Annotated in this window: 18 protein-coding genes; 11 read left to right on the top strand and 7 right to left on the bottom strand. The window is 69.5% G+C overall.

Features of this window, described 5'->3' with window-relative positions; translation table 11 throughout:
* Nucleotides 1–3: 3 nt before the first annotated feature.
* Nucleotides 4–1,269: an aspartate kinase gene (locus tag ACWDMM_RS11240; protein ID WP_067799711.1), complete on the bottom strand. Its 1,266-nt coding sequence runs from the start codon at nt 1,267–1,269 to the stop codon at nt 4–6.
* 163 nt (nt 1,270–1,432) lie between these two features.
* Here ACWDMM_RS11240 and ACWDMM_RS11235 point away from each other — a divergent pair, with 163 nt between their 5' ends.
* A complete protein-coding gene (locus ACWDMM_RS11235) occupies nt 1,433–1,846 on the top strand; it encodes a secondary thiamine-phosphate synthase enzyme YjbQ (protein WP_195079820.1) in 414 nt (137 codons plus the stop codon).
* 110 nt (nt 1,847–1,956) lie between these two features.
* Nucleotides 1,957–2,148, top strand: coding sequence for a DUF1918 domain-containing protein (locus ACWDMM_RS11230; RefSeq protein WP_195079819.1), 192 nt, complete (start codon nt 1,957–1,959; stop codon nt 2,146–2,148).
* An 81-nt stretch (nt 2,149–2,229) separates the two neighbouring features.
* On the opposite strand, the gene ACWDMM_RS11225 is transcribed toward ACWDMM_RS11230, so the two are convergent.
* Nucleotides 2,230–2,811 carry a hypothetical protein gene (locus tag ACWDMM_RS11225; protein WP_324722333.1) on the bottom strand — a complete coding sequence of 194 codons (582 nt, stop codon included), beginning with the start codon at nt 2,809–2,811 and terminating at the stop codon, nt 2,230–2,232.
* Nucleotides 2,812–2,831: 20 nt separating this feature from the next.
* Here ACWDMM_RS11225 and ACWDMM_RS11220 point away from each other — a divergent pair, with 20 nt between their 5' ends.
* Both ACWDMM_RS11220 and ACWDMM_RS11215 read left to right on the top strand, forming a co-directional pair.
* Nucleotides 2,832–3,290, top strand: a complete 459-nt coding sequence (locus ACWDMM_RS11220; protein ID WP_195079818.1) for an SRPBCC family protein — start codon at nt 2,832–2,834, stop codon at nt 3,288–3,290.
* Nucleotides 3,291–3,375: 85 nt separating this feature from the next.
* Nucleotides 3,376–4,587 carry a low temperature requirement protein A gene (locus tag ACWDMM_RS11215; protein WP_195079817.1) on the top strand — a complete coding sequence of 404 codons (1,212 nt, stop codon included), beginning with the start codon at nt 3,376–3,378 and terminating at the stop codon, nt 4,585–4,587.
* Here ACWDMM_RS11215 and ACWDMM_RS11210 read toward each other — a convergent pair.
* The 4 genes from ACWDMM_RS11210 to ACWDMM_RS11195 all read right to left on the bottom strand — a co-directional run bounded on the left by ACWDMM_RS11210 (nt 4,565) and on the right by ACWDMM_RS11195 (nt 9,734).
* On the bottom strand, nt 4,565–5,434 hold the full coding sequence (locus ACWDMM_RS11210) for an ion transporter (RefSeq protein WP_449937132.1): 870 nt from the start codon (nt 5,432–5,434) through the stop codon (nt 4,565–4,567). The two genes, ACWDMM_RS11215 and ACWDMM_RS11210, sit on opposite strands and share 23 nt — an antisense overlap.
* A gap of 123 nt (nt 5,435–5,557) precedes the next feature.
* Entirely contained in the window at nt 5,558–7,177 is a 1,620-nt protein-coding gene (locus ACWDMM_RS11205; protein ID WP_449937130.1) for a GMC oxidoreductase, read from the bottom strand.
* Nucleotides 7,178–7,253: 76 nt separating this feature from the next.
* Nucleotides 7,254–8,873 (bottom strand): alpha/beta hydrolase, encoded by a 1,620-nt coding sequence (locus ACWDMM_RS11200; RefSeq protein ID WP_357108580.1) that lies wholly within the window; start codon nt 8,871–8,873, stop codon nt 7,254–7,256.
* Between the two features lie 93 nt (nt 8,874–8,966).
* Nucleotides 8,967–9,734, bottom strand: coding sequence for a sulfite exporter TauE/SafE family protein (locus ACWDMM_RS11195; RefSeq protein WP_195079814.1), 768 nt, complete (start codon nt 9,732–9,734; stop codon nt 8,967–8,969).
* A 270-nt stretch (nt 9,735–10,004) separates the two neighbouring features.
* Between ACWDMM_RS11195 and leuA the strand changes: the two genes are divergently transcribed.
* Nucleotides 10,005–11,798, top strand: coding sequence for a 2-isopropylmalate synthase (gene leuA / locus ACWDMM_RS11190; protein ID WP_195079813.1), 1,794 nt, complete (start codon nt 10,005–10,007; stop codon nt 11,796–11,798).
* Between the two features lie 264 nt (nt 11,799–12,062).
* A complete protein-coding gene (locus ACWDMM_RS11185) occupies nt 12,063–13,688 on the top strand; it encodes a MinD/ParA family ATP-binding protein (RefSeq protein WP_195079812.1) in 1,626 nt (541 codons plus the stop codon).
* A gap of 25 nt (nt 13,689–13,713) precedes the next feature.
* On the opposite strand, the gene ACWDMM_RS11180 is transcribed toward ACWDMM_RS11185, so the two are convergent.
* Entirely contained in the window at nt 13,714–14,643 is a 930-nt protein-coding gene (locus tag ACWDMM_RS11180) for a LysR family transcriptional regulator (protein WP_195079908.1), read from the bottom strand.
* 110 nt (nt 14,644–14,753) lie between these two features.
* Here ACWDMM_RS11180 and ACWDMM_RS11175 point away from each other — a divergent pair, with 110 nt between their 5' ends.
* The 5 genes from ACWDMM_RS11175 to ACWDMM_RS11155 all read left to right on the top strand — a co-directional run bounded on the left by ACWDMM_RS11175 (nt 14,754) and on the right by ACWDMM_RS11155 (nt 20,341).
* Nucleotides 14,754–15,695 (top strand): EamA family transporter, encoded by a 942-nt coding sequence (locus ACWDMM_RS11175; protein ID WP_449937126.1) that lies wholly within the window; start codon nt 14,754–14,756, stop codon nt 15,693–15,695.
* Between the two features lie 144 nt (nt 15,696–15,839).
* The gene (locus tag ACWDMM_RS11170) at nt 15,840–17,615 is read left to right on the top strand and encodes a hydroxysqualene dehydroxylase (protein WP_195079810.1); all 1,776 of its coding nucleotides are present in this window, start codon (nt 15,840–15,842) and stop codon (nt 17,613–17,615) included.
* A gap of 76 nt (nt 17,616–17,691) precedes the next feature.
* Nucleotides 17,692–18,330, top strand: coding sequence for a pyridoxamine 5'-phosphate oxidase family protein (locus ACWDMM_RS11165; protein WP_357108589.1), 639 nt, complete (start codon nt 17,692–17,694; stop codon nt 18,328–18,330).
* Between the two features lie 65 nt (nt 18,331–18,395).
* Nucleotides 18,396–19,634, top strand: coding sequence for a Mur ligase family protein (locus ACWDMM_RS11160; protein WP_357108592.1), 1,239 nt, complete (start codon nt 18,396–18,398; stop codon nt 19,632–19,634).
* Nucleotides 19,631–20,341: a type 1 glutamine amidotransferase gene (locus tag ACWDMM_RS11155; RefSeq protein ID WP_039794476.1), complete on the top strand. Its 711-nt coding sequence runs from the start codon at nt 19,631–19,633 to the stop codon at nt 20,339–20,341. The genes ACWDMM_RS11160 and ACWDMM_RS11155 overlap by 4 nt, the downstream gene beginning before the upstream one ends.
* Nucleotides 20,342–20,466: the final 125 nt, after the last annotated feature.

Genomic DNA, 20,466 nt, shown 5'->3' with positions numbered 1-20,466 from the left:
GGCCTATCGCCCCGTTCCCGCGTGGACCACCGCGACCTCGTCGCCGCCCAGGTCGAACGCCTTGTGCAGCACCTTGACCGCCTCGTCCAGTTCGGTGTCCTTGACCAGCACGGAGATGCGGATCTCGGAGGTGGAGATGAGGTCGATGTTGACCCCCGCCTTGGCCAGCGCCTCACAGAAGGTGGCGGTGACGCCGGGGTGACTCTTCATGCCGGCGCCGACCAGCGACACCTTGCCGATGTGGTCGTCGTAGAGCACCTGGGAGAAGCCGATCTCGGACTGGCGCTTGGTCAGCATCTCGACCGCGCGGGCGCCCTCGGTCTTCGGCAGCGTGAAGGTGATGTCGGTCTTGCCCGTCTCGATCTTGGAGATGTTCTGCAGGACCATGTCGATGTTGATCTCCGCGTCGGCCACGGCGCGGAACACTTTGGCGGCGTAGCCCGGTTCGTCCGGCAGCCCGACCACGGTCACCTTGGCCTCGCTGCGGTCGTGCGCGACGCCAGTGAGGATTGCTTGCTCCAAGGGGATGTCCTCCATCGATCCGTAAACGTAGGTGCCCTGCTTGTCGGTGTAGGACGAGCGCACGTGCACGGGCACGTTGTAGCGGCGGGCGTATTCCACACAGCGCAGCATCAGGACCTTGGCCCCGCAGGCCGCCAGCTCCAGCATCTCCTCGTAGGAGACCTGCTCGAGCCGCTGCGCGTCGGGCACGATGCGCGGGTCGGCGGTGAAGACGCCGTCCACGTCGGTGTAGATCTCGCAGACGTCCGCGTCCAGCGCCGCGGCCAGCGCGACCGCCGTGGTGTCGGAGCCGCCGCGACCGAGCGTGGTGACGTCCCTGCTGTCCTGGCTCACGCCCTGGAAGCCCGCGACCAGCACGACCAGACCCTCGTCCAGAGCGGCGCGGACGCGACCGGGGGTCACGTCGATGATCTTCGCGTTGCCGTGCGCGCCCGTGGTGATCACGCCCGCCTGCGAGCCGGTGAACGACCGGGCCTCCGCGCCGAGCGAGTGGATGGCCATGGCGACCAGCGCGTTGGAGATGCGCTCGCCCGAGGTGAGCAGCATGTCCATCTCGCGGGCCGGCGGCGACGGCGCCACCTGCTGAGCGAGGTCGAGCAGCTCGTCGGTGGTGTCGCCCATGGCGGAGCAGACGACCACCACGTCGTGGCCCTGCTTCTTGGTCTCCACGATCCGTTCAGCGACGCGCCGGATCCGCTCGGCGGTCGCCACCGAGGATCCTCCGTACTTCTGAACCACGAGAGCCACGACAGGGTCCTCCAAGATCGACAACAAACTGGTAACAGTCATTCAGGGTACCGGCCGGGGCCAGCGGTTTTGCCGCTACCTACCCGGCTTGTGGAAAAGCACACAGCCGCATCCCATCCCGATCGCGCCGCGCGAGCCGCGGCGGATGGGGGACGATGGGCGCATGAAGAGCACACTGCTGGAGGTGCGAACAGGCCACAGTGAAGTGGTACAGGACATCACGCCGCAGTGCGCGGCCTTCGCGCGCGAAGCGGGCGGGGACGGGTTGCTGCACGTCTTCGTGCCGCATGCCACGGCCGGGATCGCGATCATGGAGCTGGGCGCGCGCAGCGACGACGACCTGCTGGCCGCGCTGCGCGATCTGCTGCCCGCCGATGATCGGTGGCGGCACGCGCACGGCTCCCGCGGACACGGGCGCTCGCACGTGATGCCCGCCCTCATCCCGCCGTACGCGACCGTTCCGGTCCTCGGCGGGAAGCTCGCCCTCGGCACGTGGCAGTCGATCGCGCTGGTCGATCTGAATGTCGACAATCCGGACCGGCAGGTGCGGCTGTCGTTCCTCGCCGACGCGAGCTGAGCCGGGCGACGAGAAGCCGGTCCCACCGTCCCGCCTCGACCGGTTGCCGCTGCCCCACCTGTTCGCCCAGGCGGTTGTGACGCGCACCACTGGCGTCCGATAATGGGGCGATGATCGCACATGTAGGAGATCGACTCTGCGTGCACGGACACGTGGTGGGAGAAGGGGATCACCTAGCCGAGATCATCGAGGTCCGCGGACCGGACGGGACGCCGCCCTACCTGGTGCGCTTCTCCGACGGTCACGAGTCGCTGGTGTATCCGGGGCCCGACGCGATCGTCGAGCCCGCCGCATCGCAATGAACGTCGCGCCGGGTCGAGCGGCGGGCGGCCTCGCCGTCGCTCGGCCCGGCGCCCACCGACCGGAAACCACCCCCGCGCCGATCAGTCGCTTCGCCGGAAACGGCGGGTCAGCGCGAAGGCCAAGATGCCCGCGATCAGCACCTTGCCCGCCGTGTCGATGATCGCGTTGACGTCGACGGCCGGGTGCCAGGTCAGCCGGCCGTCGCGAAGCACGTAAGCGCCGACCGGCTTGGCGCCGACGCCGAACGCCGCGCCTTCACCCGAGCCCTCCCCGTCCGCGCCGTTCCCGGTGCCGCCGCCTCCGCCTCCGCCGCCACCGACCGACGCGGCGGGAATGACGATCGCCCCGCCTGCTTCGTAGGGGTCGCCGTAAACCCGGCGCACCGTGATCGCGTCCCGTGCCTGCGCCAGCAGTTCGGCGTATTTCATGACGTCCTCCCGCGCGTCCCGACGGCGCCTGATACCGGCGCCCATTCGGATCCGATGGTAGGCGCGCAGGCCCCGGCGCGGACCCATCCTTCCGGACGGAAGTTGTTCCCGTGTTTGCCGATCGCCGATCTCGGGCAGATAACGGCATGTTATCCGGGTAACCGAGATCCCCTCTGGCACAGTCAGGTTGACGAACCGGACAAAACGCGGAGACAATCGGGCCGACTTGTCCATCCGGGGGTCGGAGGTATGCCATGCGCACCAAAACGGATATCCGATTCTTCGTCGACACCGATCCCGATCAGGTCATGGACGCCCTGCGGGACGTGGAATCGCTTCCGGAATGGTCGTCCTCCTACAGCGACGTCCGGGTCGCGACCCGCGACGCACGGCGAAGGCCGCGGCGGGTCTTCCTCAAGGCGGAGCTTCTCGGCAGTTCGGATCTGCAAGTCCTGGAATACGATTGGACCGACGACCGGTCGTCCTGGACCGTCGCCGACAGCACCAGGGGCGTGCGGGGCGGCGGTTTTTTCGAGGTGTCCGACAGCGTCGACGGCACGCACGTCTGGTACCACGTCGAGCTCTATCTGCCGCTGCCGGTGCCCGGATTTCTGCTCAAACGCACTTTCCGCAAGGCCAACGAGGTGGTCGTGGAGTGCTTCATTGATTTCGCCGAGCGGTTCCCGGAAACGGAGACCTATCAACCCGTATAGCCGGCAGCTGCGCTCTGCGCGAAATCGGCCGCCTGGCTACCGCGGGGAACCGGCGCGGAATCGGCCGGGGTGCGACGATGAGCGCATGATCGGTTCCAAACGGGCGCGGTTCCAGCCGATGGCGGAAGGCGCGTCGGTGACCCAGCTCGAGTTGTTCTTCGACCTGGTGCTCGTCTTCGCGTTCACCATGGTCACCGGCTTGGTCGCGGAGGAAACCAGCGCGAAGAACATGCTGCGCGGGCTGCTGGTGCTCGCGGTGATGTGGTGGCTGTGGATCGCCTACTCCTGGCTCGGCAACGTGGTCCGCGCCGACGAGGGCATCGCGCGGGTCGCGATGTTCGCCGCCATGGGCGGCGCCTTCCTGGCCGCGCTCACCATCCCGGAGGCGTTCGAGGACCTGGACGGCGGATGGTTCGGGCCGCTGGTCTTCGCCATCGCCTACCTGATCGTGCGGTTGGTGCATCTCGGGATGTTCTGGCTGGCCAGCGCCGAGGACCCGCAATTGCGCGGACAGCTGCTGCGCTGGGCGCTCGGGTCGATCACCCTCGGCACCACGCTGCTGGTGGTCGCCGCGCTGACCACCGGCCGGGTGCAGATCGCGCTGTGGATCGCCGCGATCGCGGGCGACTATCTGTGGACACTGTTCGCGGGCACCGATTGGCGATTGAATTCGGCCAACCATTTCGTCGAGCGATACGGGCTGATCATCATCGTCGCGCTCGGTGAATCGATCGTCTCGATCGGCATCGGAGTGGCGGGCCTGCCGATCTCCTGGCCGATCGCGCTCGGTTCGCTGCTCGGCCTCGCCATTTCCGGCCTGCTGTGGTGGGCGTATTTCGACGTCGCGGCCCTCGCGGTGGAGCACGAATTCGTCCACGCCGAGGGCAGGCGGCAGATCAAGATCGCGCAGGCTTCCTACACCTTCTGGCATTTCCCGATGATCGCCGGGATCATCGCGCTGTCGCTGGGGCTGAAGAAGGTCCTCTACTACGTCGGGGATTCCTCGCACCACACCTTGCGGGACGCGCTGTACGGAATCCCGCTCTACGCCCTCTACGGCGGCGTCGTGCTGTATCTGATCGCCCTGGTGGGGTTCAAGCACTACGCCACGCGCACCGTCACGGTGCCGCGCGTGTTCGCCGTCGTGGTGCTGCTGGCGCTCATCCCGCTGGCCTGCGCCCTGCCCGCGCTGGCTTCGCTGGCCCTCCTGTGTGGCGTCCTGGTCGCGCTGATCGCTTGGGAGACCGTGCGTTTGGCGCAGCCGCGGGACGCGATCAGGCACGCGGTACCCGAGTGACGTGATGCCGCACGCCGTGCTCGGCGGCTGTCGGCCCGTACGCGGACGGCGGTACCCGCACACCGTCGCGGACGGCGTCGCGGATCTGATCGATGTTCTCCCGCAGCACGTCCGCGACGAGTTCGTCGGTGCGCGGATCCTCCAGCACCTGGAACACGATGCGGAAGGTGGTGTCGGCGATCAGCCGGATGATCTCGTCGTGGAACGGGATGTAGCGCACCCGGCCCGCCTGCGGGTCCTTCTTGATCAACTCCAGGATCATCTCGTCCAGCTCGGCGCGGTTCTCCTCCAGCGCGGCCGCGATGTTGCGGGTGTAGTGGCCGGTGCGCAGCACCTCGGCCACCTCGTCCATCACCGCGATGGTCATCGGACGGCGAATGGTGTCGACGATGGTCGCCACGAACCGGTTCACCACCGCGGCGGTCACCCGGTCGCCGAACACCCGGTCGGCCACCCGGGCCAGCCTGCCCAGGATCACCACGATGCGCAGCAGCCGGAAAGCGCGGAAGAACGGGCTGGTCACCGGGATCATGCCGAGGATCTCGTACCAATAGACGAACGGGAAGGTCCATGGCCAGCCCGCGCGACGCCAGCGCCACAGGAACTCGAGCGCGAAAACCGCGCACAACGACCAGTCGACCAGCACGATCGCGTGGTAGGTCTGCCCGGAGACCGGGAAGAACGTGATCCAGCTGACCAGCGCCACGGATACGACGGCCAGCGCCAGCATCAGGAAATCGGTCCACAGCATCGGCGGCTTGCGCGGATAGTCCTGCGGCTCCGGCTTTTCCGGCAGGCCGTATCGCTCGACGGATGAGCTCTCGATACCCGAGCTGGGAGCGGACACTGCGGATCCCTTCGACGCCGAACGGTGCCGCCGACATTAGTACGCGAAAAGCACGCTCGGCACGGATGGCGATACCACCGAAAGAAGGCGCCGGGCGAACGTCGCGCCCGGCACCGTCGAATCTCAGCGACCGGCGCGAACGATTGCCTCGATATTGCGCTCGGCCAGCGCCGCGATGGTCAGCGAGGGGTTGACCGTTCCGGTGCTGCCGGGGATCGCCGCGCCGTCCATCACGTACAGGCCGGGGTGCCCGTGCACCCGGCCGTAGCCGTCGGTGGCGCGACCGAGCACCGCCCCGCCGAGCGGATGCGCGGTGAACAGCGCGTTCGCGTCGTAACCGAGAGCGCTGTACTCGACGAGGGCGTCGGCGCGCTCGGCGATCCGGTGATCGACGGAGCGCGCCGCCGCGACGGTCTCGTTCCGGTTCTCGACCGACCAGCTCAGCCCGACCCGGCCGGTGGCCCCGTCGTAACCGAACCGGGTGCGGGTCGGGTCGAGCACCATGCCGAGCGAGGCGAGCGCGCCGGTCTCGAACGGAATGCCGGGGATGTACCAGCTCTCCAGGGTCAGCGGCACGGCGGATTCGTCGAAGATCCGGCTCGCGCTCGGCACGCCCTGGCCCTGACCGGCCAGCGCGCTGGCGCCGCGGGCAAGGACCACATCTCCGTTGGTGCCCCAGCCGTCGCCGATGTGTTCGTTCAGGTTGGGCAGCGCGCCGGTGGCCTGCGCGCGGACCAGCAATTCGGAGCTGCCGATCGACCCGGCGCCGAGGAAGAGCCGGTCGCAGGTGAGGGTGCGGGTGGACAGCACGTCACCGGTCGGCGACAGCTTCGCCACGGTGACCGCGTAGCGGCCGCCGGATTCCTGCGCGATGGCGTCGACCCGGTGACCGGGGAAGACGCCGCAGCGGCCGGTGCTCTGCGCGTACGCCAGGTAGTTCTGATTCAGGTCGAACTTGGCGCCGTTGGAGTTGCCCAGATTGCTCCGCGCCGCTGTCGCGGAAGGCCTCGACGCTCCGGCCAATTCGGCGCGCAGGATGTCCCAGTTGAAGATCGAGTCGTTGGCCTGCGGCTGGTAGCCCGCCTTGCGCACTTGGTCGTCCCAGGCGCGGGAATGCGCGAACGGCGAGGAGTTGTAGATGTCTGCGGGCATCGGGCTCAGCCGCAGCATCTCGCGCACGCGCGGGTAGTAGACGCGCTCCATCTCGCCGTAGTCGACGAGGCCACCGAAGATGTGGTCGAAGAAGCGGCGCTCCGGGGCGATCATGGCGCCGCTGAAGATCACCGAGCCGCCGCCGACGGCGGCCGCGCGCCAGACGTCGATACCCGGGTATTCGGTGCAGTCCAGCACGCCGCCGAAGCTGGCGAAATGCATCGGCACCTTGGTGACGCCGGTGAAGTTGGTGCGGTGCCAGAAGCCGCGGCCGTCGGGCAGGTCGTCGCCGGTGAAGATCTCCCGCCACGGGTCGTTCGGCCAGCGCGAACCGCGCTCGAGCACGGTGGTGGCGATCCCGGCCTCGGCCAGGCGCAACGCGGACACGGCGGCGCCGAAGCCGGAGCCGATGACGATCGCGGGCGAATGCTCCGGCGGATCGGGGATCGGGGCGAAGATCTCCGGAACCCAGGCGCGGAACAGGGCCTCCCACATCGGATTCGCGGAGGCCGCGGCCGTCCCCGTCATCGTTCCCACAGCACCGAGCAGGGCGGCCGTGCCAGCCGCCTTGAACAAGGCACGTCTACGCACCGGTCACCTTCCATCATCAGGCTTAGCGTGCGCAGATTACCGGTATTCCCGATTTGTGAACAGATATCCGATTTGGCTATCGCTCGAACGGCAGCTCGTCCGCGCGACAGGTCGCGCCGGGGGCAGGTAGCTGCAAGTCGACGAGATAACGCTCGCGCAACTTACGGGCACACTCGCCGAGCGGCGTGTGCCCGTAACCGCCCTCCACGACCACCAACCGGGCGTTGACCAGTTCCCGCTGCGCGCGCCGCGCGGCGCTGAGCGGGGTGGCGGGGTCGAAGCGATTGTTGATCAGCAGAGCAGGGGTGTCCGACCGCAGGATCCACGGCCCGCCGTACCGCTGGGCGTACCCCTCCGGCGGAGACGGCCAAGAGGCGCAAGCCTGGTGCAGCCACAGCCAGAACGCGCCGTAAGTGGGGCTTACCCGCTCCAGATCCTTTGCCATCGCGGGCCATTGACCGGGGTCGCGCGGAAAGGTGTTGTCCGCGCACGAGATCGCGGTGTACGAGTCGAGGAAATCGCCGGTTTGCGCGGTGGCCGCGAGAATCTCGCTCACCGCGTCGGGATTACCCGCCGGACCGCGCTCCAGTTCGGCGAGCAATGCGGCCAGGGCCGGCCAGCCCTTCTCCGGGTCGTACAGCAACAGCGCCCGCGACGACAGCACCTCGGCGTAGGTGACGGTCCGCGCCCGTTCCCCGGCCCCCACGACCTGCGGCGCCTCGCGCAGACGTCGCAGGAGGGCGTCATCGCGCGCGCGCAGATCGACGGGGGTGCCGGGATCGCCCGCCCCCGCGCGCGCGACGGCCCCACCATGGCCGCTCGGCGCGGCGAAGGGGCAGCGCTGCAGGCCCGCGTCCGCGCACAGCCGCAGGAATTCACCGAGCACTTCTTCGGTCCCCGCGGCGGTGGCCTCGACGGCGCTGCGGGTGTCGTTGGTGTACGCGTGCGGGTCGATCATCGACGCCAGGGACAGCGCGCGCACCCGATCGCCGAACAGCGCGCCGTACACCTGGCCCAGATAGCTCGCGTAGGAACCGCCCGTATAGGTCAGCTGGGCGTCGCCGACGGCCCGGCGCAGCAGATCGAGGTCGCGCGCCACGTCGACGGTGGTCAAGTGGCCGAGCAGAGCGCCGCCGTGCGCCGCGCAACCGGCGGCCAGCTCGCGGCCGGCCACGTCGGCCGCACGCTCCTGCTCCGGGCCGACGGGCGGAAGCACCGCGCCGGACCAGAACCGCCGCTGCCGCTCGGCGTCCGCGAAACACCGCACCTGTCCGCTGCGGCCGACGCCGCGCTGGTCGAAGGTGATCACGTCGAAGCGGCGTGCGAGCTCGCCGCCGAGCAGTTCGCCTTCGGCCGCCCAGCGCAGTCCCGAATTGCCCGGACCGCCTGCGGCGGCGAACAGCGTGCCGATCCGTCGCTGCGGGTCGGTGGCCTGCTGACGCAGCACCGCCAGACCCAGGGTCGGGCCGTCGGGGTGCGCGTAGTCCACCGGCACCTGGGCGGTCGCGCAGTGGAATTCGCGCAGCTCCGGCTCTGCGCACTGCGACCAGTCCAGCCGGGGCGTCGGCGCGGCGTCGGCTTGCGCGACCAGGTCCGCGACCGCCGACTCGTGTCGGCTCGGCGGCCCGCCGCAGCCGCTCACCACGGGCAGCGACGCGGCGAGCGCGGCGACTATGACGATCTTCCAGCTAGGCACGGCACTCATCCTGTGCCCCGTACACGGTGGCCGTCGTCAGCCTGAGGATTGACATCCGACCCTGATATCTCGCGGCACGGGTCCGTCCGCCACCTAGGACGTCACCAAGCGGATCACCGCGATGAGACCGACCACGACAATCACCGCGCGCAACAGGTTCGGTGGCATCCGCCTGCCCAGCCGCGCGCCGAGCTGCCCGCCGATGATCGAGCCGAGGGCGATCAGCGCCACCGCGCGCCAGTCCACATCGGCCACGACGATGAAGATCAGCGCGGAGACCGCGTTCACGATCAGGGCGAGCACGTTCTTCGCCCCGTTCAGGCGCTGGATGTCGTCGTGCACGAAAACGCCGAGCAACCCGATCAGCAGCACGCCTTGCGCCGCGCCGAAGTACCCGCCGTACACACCGGCGGCGTAGACCGCGGTGACCAGGATCGGTCCCCCGTGCTCGGGCACCGGTGCGCCGTCGTTCTCCCGGCGGCGCTTGACCCAGTTCGCGAGCCGTGGCTGCACGACGACCAGCACCAATGCCAGGATGATCAGGATGGGCACGATCGCCTTGAACGCTTCGGCGGGTAACTCCAGCAGCAGCACCGCGCCGGTGATGCCGCCGAGCAGCGACGCCGTGCCCAATCGCAGCAGCCGTTGGCGCTGGCCTGCCAGTTCGCGCCGGTATCCGTGCACACCGCTGATCGAGCCGGGGACCAGACCGATGGTGTTGGACACATTCGCGGTCACCGGCGGAAGGCCGAAAGCGAGCAGAACCGGGAAGGTGATCAGCGTGCCGGAGCCGACGATCGTGTTGATGCCGCCCGCCCAGATGCCGGCGCCGAAGACGGCCAGTTGCTCCAGCCAGGTCATTTGTCAATCCTTCTACGTCCCGTCGGACCCCGGGGTCCGTACAAGCGTCGTGCACTGCCGGACGAACGGTAGCGGGGTCATCGGATCACCCGACGACGGGACCTCCCTTCCCGGCGGTATGCCGGCACGGTAAACTCGCGGACATCATGCAGCGGGCACTTCTTCTCGACCGCCGCGACGGGGTCTGATCGGACCGGCTCCCGTCGCGGGGTTTTGCCGCGCCGGTCGACCAGCCCATTGGGAAAAACGACATCCTCGGGAGAACCGCCCATGTCCCCTGCTGACGCATTCGTATCCGGCGCGCGCACCATCACCGCGCCGAGCAAACCCGCCCCCGCCGACCAGCCCGGTTGGAACAAGCAGAAGAACTCCTCGATGCCGACGTTCCGTTACCGGCCGTTCGCCGAGGAGGTCGAGCCGATCTCGCTGCCCGACCGCACCTGGCCGGACAAGGTCATCGACCGGGCGCCCGCCTGGTGCGCGGTCGACCTGCGCGACGGCAACCAGGCGTTGATCGACCCGATGAGCCCGGCCCGCAAGCGCCGCATGTTCGACCTGCTGGTGCGGATGGGTTACAAGGAGATCGAGGTCGGCTTCCCGTCGGCCAGCCAGACCGATTTCGACTTCGTCCGCGAGATCATCGAGGACGGCGCGATCCCCGACGACGTGACCATCCAGGTGCTGACCCAGTGCCGTCCCGAGCTGATCGAGCGCACGTTCGAAGCCTGCGCCGGCGCGCAGAACGTCATCGTGCACTTCTACAACTCCACCTCCATCCTGCAGCGCAAGGTGGTCTTCCGTGCCGACCGCGAAGCGGTGAAGAAGATCGCCACCGACGCCGCCGCGCTGTGCCTGGAGATCGAGAAGCGCTACCCGGACACCAACTGGCGTTACGAGTACAGCCCGGAGTCCTACACCGGCACGGAGCTGGAGTACGCCAAGGAGGTGTGCGACGCGGTGTCGGCGATCATCGCCCCGACGCCGGAGAAGCCGCTGATCATCAACCTGCCCGCCACCGTGGAGATGGCGACGCCGAACGTCTACGCCGACTCCATCGAGTGGATGAGCCGCAACCTGGCCCGCCGCGACGCGATCGTGTTGTCGCTGCACCCGCACAACGACCGCGGCACCGCCGTGGCCGCCGCCGAGCTCGGCTACCAGGCCGGCGCCGACCGGATCGAGGGCTGCCTGTTCGGCAACGGCGAGCGCACCGGCAACGTGTGCCTGGTCACGCTGGGGATGAACCTGTTCTCCCGCGGCGTCGATCCGCAGATCAACTTCTCCGACATCGATGAGGTCCGCCGCACCGTCGAGTACTGCAACCAGCTGCCGGTGCACGAGCGGCACCCGTACGGCGGCGACCTGGTCTACACCGCGTTCTCCGGCAGCCATCAGGACGCCATCAACAAGGGCCTGGACGCGATGAAGACCGCGGCCGACGCCGCCGGGGCGGACGTCGACGACATCGTCTGGGAGGTGCCCTACCTGCCGATCGACCCGAAGGACGTGGGCCGCACCTACGAGGCGGTCATCCGGGTCAACTCGCAGTCCGGCAAGGGCGGCGTCGCCTACATCATGAAGACCGACCACGGGCTGGCGCTGCCGCGGCGGCTGCAGATCGAGTTCTCGCAGGCGATCCAGAAGATCACCGACGGCGAGGGCGGCGAGGTGACGCCCAAGGAGATGTGGGACGTCTTCCACGAGGAGTACCTGAGCCCGATCCGGCCGTTGGAGCGGATGCGCCAGAAGGTCACCGCGTCGGAGACCGACGGCGGGGTCGACTCGATCGTGGCCGTGGTGAAGGTCGACGGCGTCGAGCAGGAGATCACCGGCAAGGGCAACGGGCCGCTCGCCGCGTTCGTCGACGCGATCGCCACAGTCGGCTTCGACGTCGAGGTCCTGGACTACTCCGAGCACGCCATGTCGGCGGGCGACGACGCGCAGGCCGCCGCCTACGTGGAGTGCGCGATCGGCGACAAGGTGGTGTGGGGCGTCGGCATCGCCACCTCGATCACGACCGCGTCGCTGCGCGCGGTGGTGTCGGCGGTGAACCGGGCGCACTGACAGCGCGTCTCGGCACGCATCCGGACGGGCGCCGCGCGGGTTCACCGCGCGGCGCCCGATCTCGCTGGGGCAGACCGCTTGTCACGGGCGTCTCGCTCCCCATGCCCGGCACGCCTACCGCGACACGGGGTAGCGAACCCCGTGCTAGCGTTGGATTCGCACTCCAAGCGCCGAGCTCTCTGCTCGAACTCCCGAGCAGATGGGGGAACCGTGACAACAAACGACCACAATCCGACCTCTCCACCCTGGCTGCAGAGCCATTCCGTGGATACGGCCGAAGCCAGCGACGTGGAGTCATCGGCCAACGACCCGGCGGCCGAGCCGACCGGCGGCGCGGAAGCGAAGGAAACCGACGTGCCTGCCGGGGCGCCGCAGCCGGACGCCCAACTCGAACAGCTGGAGCCGCAAGGCTCGACGGAGCAGACCACGGCCTACCCGCAAGCCGCCGCACCGGTGCAGGCCTGGGCTCCCCCGCAGGACGGACCGGCCGAACCCTACGGTTCGTACGCCCCGCCTCCTCCCGGCGCGTATCCCCCTCCGTCGCCCTTTCCTGGAGAGGCGTTCGCTACCGGCGCATTTCAGCCGCAGCCGGGCCACAGCGGTAGCCATCCGGTAGCCACCCCGCCGGAGCCCAACCAGGGTTACGGGGACTACCGCCATGACATCGGCGGCGACGGCCTGGCCAGGCACGCGCCCATGGATTCCGCGCAGCCGGAACCTCCTGCGCCGCAACTTGATCAGCCCAGCGGCCCGATCTACAGCTGGGCGCCGCCGCCTCCGCCGGTGACACATCAACCTCCGCCGCCCGCCTATCAACCGCCTCCGCCGCCGCTGGGGCAGCCGCAGGGGCCGAGCTGGCAGGGCGGCCCCGGGCCGCACCAGTCCGCGCTGCCGTTCCAACCGCAGCATGTGCCGCAGCCCGGCCAGCCCGGACATTCCGTGAACGACCTGAATCTGCTCCGGCGTGCCCGCAGGGCGCCGCGCAGCGGTTGGCGCCGCGCGGTGCACAAGGTGTCCGGCGGCATGATCAATCCGGGCGAGTCGGCGGCCGACATCGTCTACCAGGACTTGGTCGACCGGGTGAACCAGCCCGTGCGCGGTGATTACCGAATCGCGATCCTGTCGCTCAAGGGCGGCGTCGGGAAGACCACCACTACGGTTGGTCTCGGCTCCACCTTCGCCTCGCAGCGCGGCGACCGTGTCATCGCGATCGACGCCAACCCCGACCTGGGCACGCTCGCGCACCGGGTGCCGCGGCAGACCCGCTCCACCGTGCGCAACCTGCTCGAAGATCAGCACATCACCAGGTACTCCGACGTGCGGGCGCACACCTCGCAGGCGCCGAGCCGCTTGGAAGTGCTGGCCAGCGAACAGGATCCGGCGGTCTCCGAGGCGTTCAGCGAAGCGGACTACCGCAAGGCGATCGGCATCCTGCAGTCGTTCTACAACATCATCCTGACCGACTGCGGCACCGGCTTGATGCACTCCGCGATGGCGGGCGTGCTGGATATGGCGAGTTCGCTGGTGCTGGTCACCTCGCCCGCCATCGACGGCGCGCGCAGCGCGTCGGCCACGCTGGACTGGCTCGACCACCACGGCTACGGCAAGCTGGTGGAGCGAACCGTGGTGGTGGTGAACGCTTCCCGGCGCGGCGCGTCCACCGTCGACCTCGACCAGCTGCGCAAGCTGTTCCTCGATCGCACCCGCGCGGTGCAGGTCGTGCCGTTCGACGACCACCTCGCCGAAGGCGCGGAAATCGATCTGGAACTGGTGAGCAAGCCGACCCGGCGGGCGCTGCTGGAACTGGCGGCGATGGTCGCCGACGACTTCGGTTACGTCAGTTCGCAGGCCCAGCACCCCTATCGGCACCAGCCGCCGCCGGGATACTGATCGTCGTCGGCGCCGCCGCGCGGAGTCATATCCGCGCGGCGGAGCCGTTTCCGTGCGCGGAGTCGGCGGTCGCCAGTGCGGCGGCCGATTCGAACGCCGTGAGCACGGCCGCGATCGCGGGCCGGGCATCGGCCCTGGGCCGGGTCGCCAGTTCGTATATCCGGGCGGCTCGCACGCCGGACAGCCGCAGCACCGTCAAGTCGGGATGGCCCACCGCGTAGCGGGGCATGAGCGCGACGCCGTATCCGGTGGCCACCAGCGTTTCGATGACGCGAAAATCGTTGAGGCGCTGGGCGATGCGCGGCTGCACGCCGGTCACCGTGGCGATCGAGCGCAACACGTCGTCCACCGGGAAGCCGCCCCGCACGCTGAGCCAGGTCTCCTCGGCCAGTTCCTCCGGTGCGACGGCCGAACGGCCCGCGAGCCGATGCGTCGGCGCCGCGACCACATCGATCGGCTCGCGCATGAGCGCCCGGGTGGTGACCCGCGGGTCGGCGATGGGCGCGGCGTGTTCGTCACGATGGGTCAGCACCACGTCGTAGTCGGCGAGCAGGCGCGCCACTTCCGACGGCGGCACGTCCTCGTCCCGCGCGATCACCTCGACTCCGCTGTCCACCATGCCGGGCAGCACATGCGGCAGCAGCAACGCACCGCCCGAGGGGAACACCGCGACGCGGACCCGTCCGCGCGGCGAGCCGCGGTAGTGCGCCATCTCGGCGACCGCCCGGTCCATGGCGGCGAGCACTTCGTCGGCGCGCACCACCAGGGCGCGACCGGCGTCGGTGAGCCGCACGCGTCTGCCGTCCGGTTCGAGCAGGGCCACGCCCGCCTCCCGGGCGAGCACCTTGAGCTGCTGGGAAACGGCGGAGGGCGTCATGGACACGGCGGCCGCCACGGCGGCCACAGTGCCGCGATCGGCTAGTTCGCGCAGGATACGCAGACGCTCCAATGCCATGGGCGGGCCGGACGCGACAGGTTCGGAGCCGAAATCCATTAAGCTAAACTACATCATTGATACAGAATTATTCGATTGTCCTGATCTTTAGCGGACCGCACGATGAAGGCGTGACCAACCGTGACCGTCTGCTCGGCCTGACCGTCGTCCTGCTGTGGGGAATGAACTTCCTCGCCATCCGGGTCGGGCTCGACCACTTCCCCCCGTTCTTCTTCGCTGCGCTGCGCTTCGCGGTGCTCGCGGTGCCCGCGCTGCTGTTCGTTCCGCGTCCCGCGGTGCGGATGCGTTGGATCCTGCTGTACGGGATCGGATTCGGCATCCTGCAGTTCGCGTTCCTGTTCACCGCGATGCGGGTGGGGATGCCGACCGGGCTCGCCTCGCTGGTGCTGCAATCCTCGGCGCCGTTCACCGTGCTGCTCGGCACGCTGCTGCTGGGCGAGCGGATGCGCCCGGTGCAGGTCGCGGGCATCGCCGTCGCGGTGGCGGGCATGGCGGTGATCGGCTGGGACCGGCTCGCCCACGCCACCCTGCTCCCGGTGCTGCTGACCCTCGCCGGCGGGCTGGGCTGGGCCTTCGGCAACATCGGCGCGCGTCTGGCCGGCACCGAGTCCCCCGGCGTCAATCCGCTGCACCTCATGCTCTGGACCACGGCCATCCCACCGGTGCCGCTGTTCGCGCTGTCGGCGGTCGTCGAGGGGCCGACCACGGGAGCGCGCGCTCTGGGTGCGGCGTTCACGCCGACGGGTCTGCCCGCGCTCCTGGCGCTCGCCTATATCGCCGTCCTCGCCACCGTGGTGGGCACGGGGTTGTGGACCTACCTGCTCGGTCGCTATCCGGCCGGGCTGGTCGCGCCGTTCTCCCTGCTGGTCCCCATCGTCGGCATCGCGGCGGCTTGGACTTTCCTGGGCGAGACTCCGGCCCCGTTGTCGCTGATCGGCGGGGTTGTGGTGCTGGCCGGCGCGTTCGCCGCCACGTCGAGCAGGCCACGGGCGAACGCCCACGTCGAGGCATCGGGAACTGCCGCGATGGTGGGCGCCGGTCGCCCGGCCTGAGCGATGGCAGCGGTGTTCACTCCGACACGAGAATCGCACTCCGCGCCGGTCGCCGCACGGGGTCGGTGCGAATTGATCGGATTGTCGCTCTACAGTAGTGCGCGGCGTGGAAGTTGGTCCCGAGGCTAGGCAGCAGAGCGGCGCATGGCAGACAATCAGTGGACCGTATCGCGAAGAGCACTGCTTCGTAACACGGTCGCGGCGGGGGTGGCTACGGCGGGGGCGCTGACGGCGGGTGCGCTGAGACCCACGCCGGCGAGGGCGAATCCCGGTGGCAGAAGAGTCGCGGTACTCGGCGGCGGTGTCGCGGGCCTGACCGCGGCACACGAACTGGCGGAACGCGGGTTCCAGGTCACCGTCTACGAGAAGCGGGCGTGGGGCGGCAAGGCCCGCAGCGTCGGCGTGCCCGGCACCGGAACGGAAGGACGGCCGGACCTGCCCGGCGAACACGGCTTCCGCTTCTTCCCCGGCTTCTACCAGCACATCCCCGAAACCATGCGCCGAATCCCCTTCCCGGGCAACGCGAATGGCGTATGGGACAACCTCGTCGCGGTGCCGGAAGCACGATTCGCCCGGCACGGCGGCGACGACTTCCGCGTCCCGCTCGGGCCGCGCTCCCGCGCCGAATTCTCTCCCGACAGTTTCCGCGAAACGCTCGGCGCGGCGCTGTCGACCGCACTGAAGATGCCGCCGCACGAGGGCGTCTACTTCGCCGAACGCCTGCTGGTCTTCAACACCAGCTGCGATGCCCGCCGCCTCGGCCAGTGGGAGCGCACCTCCTGGCACGATTTCGTCGGCGGCCACGCGCGCTCGCACGAGTTCCGCGCGCTGCTGTCGCGCACGCTGACCAGCATCATGGTGGCCGCGAAAGAGAACATCGCCAGCGTGCGCACCATCGGCACCATGGGCGAGCAGTTCCTCGGCAACCCCATGGGGATCGGCAACGACGGCAGCTTGGACCGGGTGCTCAACGGCCCGACCAACGCGGTGTGGATCGAGCCGTGGACGCAGCGGATCCGGGAACTGGGAGCGCAGTTCGTGCTCGGCGCCGAAGCGCGCGAGCTCGAGGTGCGTGACCGCAGGATCGTCGCGGCCCGCGTCGTGGACGAGACCGGCGCGCAGCGCACGATCGAGGCCGACTACTTCGTCGTCGCGTTGCCCGCCGAACGGGCACGCACGCTGTGGTCGCCGCAAGTGCTCGCCGTCCAGCCCGAATTGGCCGGGATGGACAACCTGTTCACCGACTGGATGAACGGCATCCAGTTCTATCTGCGCCGATCGGCCGACATCTCCCGCGGCCACACCGCCTACATCGACGCGCCGTGGTCGCTCACCTCGATCAGCCAGAACCAGCTGTGGCGCCGCAAGCTGACCGAATTCGGCGACGGCGGTGCGCAGGACTGTCTTTCGGTGGACATCTCCGACTGGAACACCCCCGGCATCCTGTTCGGCAAACCCGCGAAGGAGTGCACCCACGAGGAGATCGCTCGCGAGGCGTGGGCGCAGATCAGAGCCCACCTGGACGATCGCGGCGAAGTGCTGGGCGACGCCGACCTGCACTCCTGGTTCCTCGATCCGGGCATCACCTGGCAGGAGGGCCAGCGGCGCAACGCCAACGCCGACCCGCTGCTGATCAACACCGCCGGGTCGTGGGAGCACCGTCCGCAACCGCACGGCGCGCTGGAAAACCTCTTCCTGGCAGGTGATTACGTGCGCACGAACATCGACTTGGCGACCATGGAGGGCGCCAACGAGTCCGCCCGCGCGGCGGTGAACGCACTGCTGGACGTGGCCGGCTCGAACGCGGAGCGCTGCCGGATGTACACCCTCTACCGCGCCCCCGAACTGGAACCCCTGCGCCGGATCGACGCCGACCGCTTCGCAGCCGGGCTACCGAACATGTTCGACGTCCCGGTCTGAACGGATGTGATCGATCTCCTCTCGCCCGAACCCAATTCGATCGTCATTCCCCAGGCCGTGGTGCTTGAATCGAACTATGCGCGAGAGCACCGCCAACGACATCACCGACCCGGCGGATCTGCGGGCACTGCTCGGCGAGGTGGCGCCGCGCGTCGCGACCAAGGAGCGTCCCGTCCTGCACGCCAGGGACCGCGAGTGGATCGCGCTGTCCCCGTTCCTGGTGATGAGCACCTGCGACGCGAACGGGAACTGCGACGCCTCGCCGAAAGGCGATCCGGCGGGCTTCGTGCGGGTGCTCGACGACACCACCATCGCCATCCCGGAGCGCCCCGGTAACCGGCGCGCCGACGGCTACCTGAATATCCTGTCCAACCCGCACGTCGGCCTGCTGTTCGTGATCCCTGGCCGCCGCGAGACGCTGCGGATCAACGGCCGCGCGCGGCTGGTGCGCGACGCGCCGTACTTCGACGACATGGTGGTGCGCGGCCACCGCCCGATCCTCGCCGTCGAGGTGGAGATCGACCAGATCTTCTTCCACTGCGCCAAGGCGTTCATGCGCAGCCACCTCTGGGAGCCGGATCAGTGGCCGCAGGACACCTTGCCGAGCGCTGCGCGCCTGGTCAAAGAGGTGCAGACGAACGTGACCGAGACGGTGGAGGAACTGGAGCGCTACTACGCGCCGGAGAACTACGCGGCCAAGCTCTACCAGGCGTGAGCCGCGTGGCCCACGCCACCCGACCGCGGCGCGCCCGGATCGCGCGTCGAACATAGACTCGCGGCGTGGCAGAACTATCGGTGCGCGGACGGCTCGCGCTGGCGGCGGCGGCCGCGGCGTCCTGGGCCTCGCAGAAGGCGGGTCGCGGCAAGGGCTCGATGATCGGCGGCCTGATCGCGTTGAAGATCGATCCGACCGTCATGGATCAGCTCGGGCAGCGACGGCGCACCGTGCTGGTGACCGGCACGAACGGCAAGTCGACCACCACGCGGATGACCACCGCCGCGCTCAGCACCCTCGGCGCGGTCGCGACCCAGGCCGACGGCGCGAACATGGACGCGGGCATCGTCGCCGCGCTGAACGCGCACCGGCGCGCGCCGCTGGCCGCGATCGAGGTGGACGAACTGCATCTGCCGCACGTCACCGATTCGCTGAACCCCTCGGCGGTGGTGCTGCTGAACCTCAGCCGCGACCAGCTCGACCGGGTCGGCGAGATCAACATGATCGAGCGCAAGCTGCGCGCGGGCCTGGCCGAGCACCCGGCCACCGTGGTGGTCGCCAACTGCGACGACGTGCTGGTCACCTCCATCGCCTACGACCATCCCAACGTGGTGTGGGTCGCCGCGGGCAGCGGCTGGGCGATGGACGCGACCAGCTGCCCGCGCAGCGGCGAGCCGATCGTCTGGGAGGGCGCGCACTGGCGCAGCACCGGAGCGGATTTCCAGCGTCCCGAGCCCGATTGGTGGCTCGACGGGGACGATCTGGTCGGACCGGAGGGCAAGCGTTTCCCGCTGCGCCTGGCGCTGCCGGGCCGGGCCAACCGCGGCAACGCCGCACAGGCGGTGGCCGCCGCTGTCGCGCTCGGCGCCGACCCGGAGCAGGCCGTCGCGGCCGCGGGCACGGTGCGCGAGATCGCGGGCCGCTACCGCACCGTGCAGGTCGGCGAGCACGACGCGCGGCTGCTGCTGGCCAAGAACCCGGCCGGCTGGCAGGAGGCGCTGTCGATGATCGAGCCGACCTCGGCGGGCTTGGTGATCGCGGTGAACGGCCAGGTGCCCGACGGCGAGGACCTGTCCTGGCTGTGGGACGTGCGCTTCGAGCACTTCGAAGGGGTGCAGGTGGTGGCGGCGGGCGAACGCGCCACCGACCTGGCGGTGCGGCTGACCTACGCGGGCGTCGAGCACACCCTGGTGCCCGATCCGGTGCGCGCCATCGCGTCGTGTCCAGCGGGCCACGTGGAAGTGCTGGCCAACTACACCGCGTTCCGTGATCTCAACCGTGACCTCGAGGAGCGGGCATCATGAGTGAATCGACCTTCCGCATCGGCTTGGTGCTGCCCGACGTGATGGGCACCTACGGCGACGGCGGCAACGCCCTCGTGCTGCGCCAGCGGCTGCGCATGCGCGGCTACGACGCCGAGATCGTCGAGATCAATCTGTCGGAGCCGGTGCCGGATTCCCTGGACGTCTACACCCTGGGCGGCGCGGAGGACTCCGCACAGCGCCTGGCCACCCGGCACCTACAGCGCTACCCCGGTTTGCAGCGCGCCGCCGGGAGGGGCGCTCCGGTGCTGGCGATCTGCGCGGCCATCCAGGTGCTCGGCCAGTGGTACGAGACCTCGGCGGGCGAGCGGGTCGACGGCGTCGGCCTGCTCGACGTCACCACCTCGCCACAGCACAAACGCGCCATCGGCGAGGTGACAACCACACCGCTGCTCGACGGGCTCACCGCCGCGCTCACCGGCTTCGAAAACCACCGGGGCGGAACCAAACTCGGCGGCGACGCGCACGGCCTCGCCCGCGTCACCCGCGGCGTCGGCAACGGCGTCGGCGACGGGCTGGAAGGCGTCGTGCAGGGCTCGGTGATCGGCACCTACATGCACGGCCCTGCGCTGGCCCGCAACCCCGAACTCGCCGACTTGCTGCTGATGCGCGCCCTCGGCGTCACCGAACTGGCCCCCCTCGATTTGCCCGAGGTCGACCAGCTCCGCCGGGAACGCCTGCGCGCCTGAACCGGCGCATCACATGTCGACGGGGTCACCTGAGCCGCAACCGGCGCTCCTCGCAGGGCAGGCGGCGGCACGAGGCTGGGTAAGCGCCGGTCGCGTCTTGTGCACGGTGGATTCTCCGGCCGTCC

The sequence above is a fragment of the Nocardia sp. NPDC003726 genome (assembly GCF_053586955.1).
Note: the sequence above shows the minus strand (reverse complement) of the source record. Positions and strands in the feature narration are given on the sequence as shown.

Excerpts from the sequence above, each read along its gene's own strand:
- ACWDMM_RS11220 (WP_195079818.1), top strand. The coding sequence starts at position 2,832 with ATGCGCACCAAAACGGATATCCGATTCTTCGTCGACACCGATCCCGAT.
- ACWDMM_RS11230 (WP_195079819.1), top strand. The coding sequence starts at position 1,957 with ATGATCGCACATGTAGGAGATCGACTCTGCGTGCACGGACACGTGGTG.
- ACWDMM_RS11165 (WP_357108589.1), top strand. The coding sequence starts at position 17,692 with ATGCGCGAGAGCACCGCCAACGACATCACCGACCCGGCGGATCTGCGG.
- leuA (WP_195079813.1), top strand. The coding sequence starts at position 10,005 with ATGTCCCCTGCTGACGCATTCGTATCCGGCGCGCGCACCATCACCGCG.
- ACWDMM_RS11170 (WP_195079810.1), top strand. The coding sequence starts at position 15,840 with ATGGCAGACAATCAGTGGACCGTATCGCGAAGAGCACTGCTTCGTAAC.
- ACWDMM_RS11195 (WP_195079814.1), bottom strand. The coding sequence starts at position 9,734 with ATGACCTGGCTGGAGCAACTGGCCGTCTTCGGCGCCGGCATCTGGGCG.
- ACWDMM_RS11215 (WP_195079817.1), top strand. The coding sequence starts at position 3,376 with ATGATCGGTTCCAAACGGGCGCGGTTCCAGCCGATGGCGGAAGGCGCG.
- ACWDMM_RS11180 (WP_195079908.1), bottom strand. The coding sequence starts at position 14,643 with ATGGCATTGGAGCGTCTGCGTATCCTGCGCGAACTAGCCGATCGCGGC.
- ACWDMM_RS11155 (WP_039794476.1), top strand. The coding sequence starts at position 19,631 with ATGAGTGAATCGACCTTCCGCATCGGCTTGGTGCTGCCCGACGTGATG.
- ACWDMM_RS11225 (WP_324722333.1), bottom strand. The coding sequence starts at position 2,811 with ATGGACAAGTCGGCCCGATTGTCTCCGCGTTTTGTCCGGTTCGTCAAC.
- ACWDMM_RS11235 (WP_195079820.1), top strand. The coding sequence starts at position 1,433 with ATGAAGAGCACACTGCTGGAGGTGCGAACAGGCCACAGTGAAGTGGTA.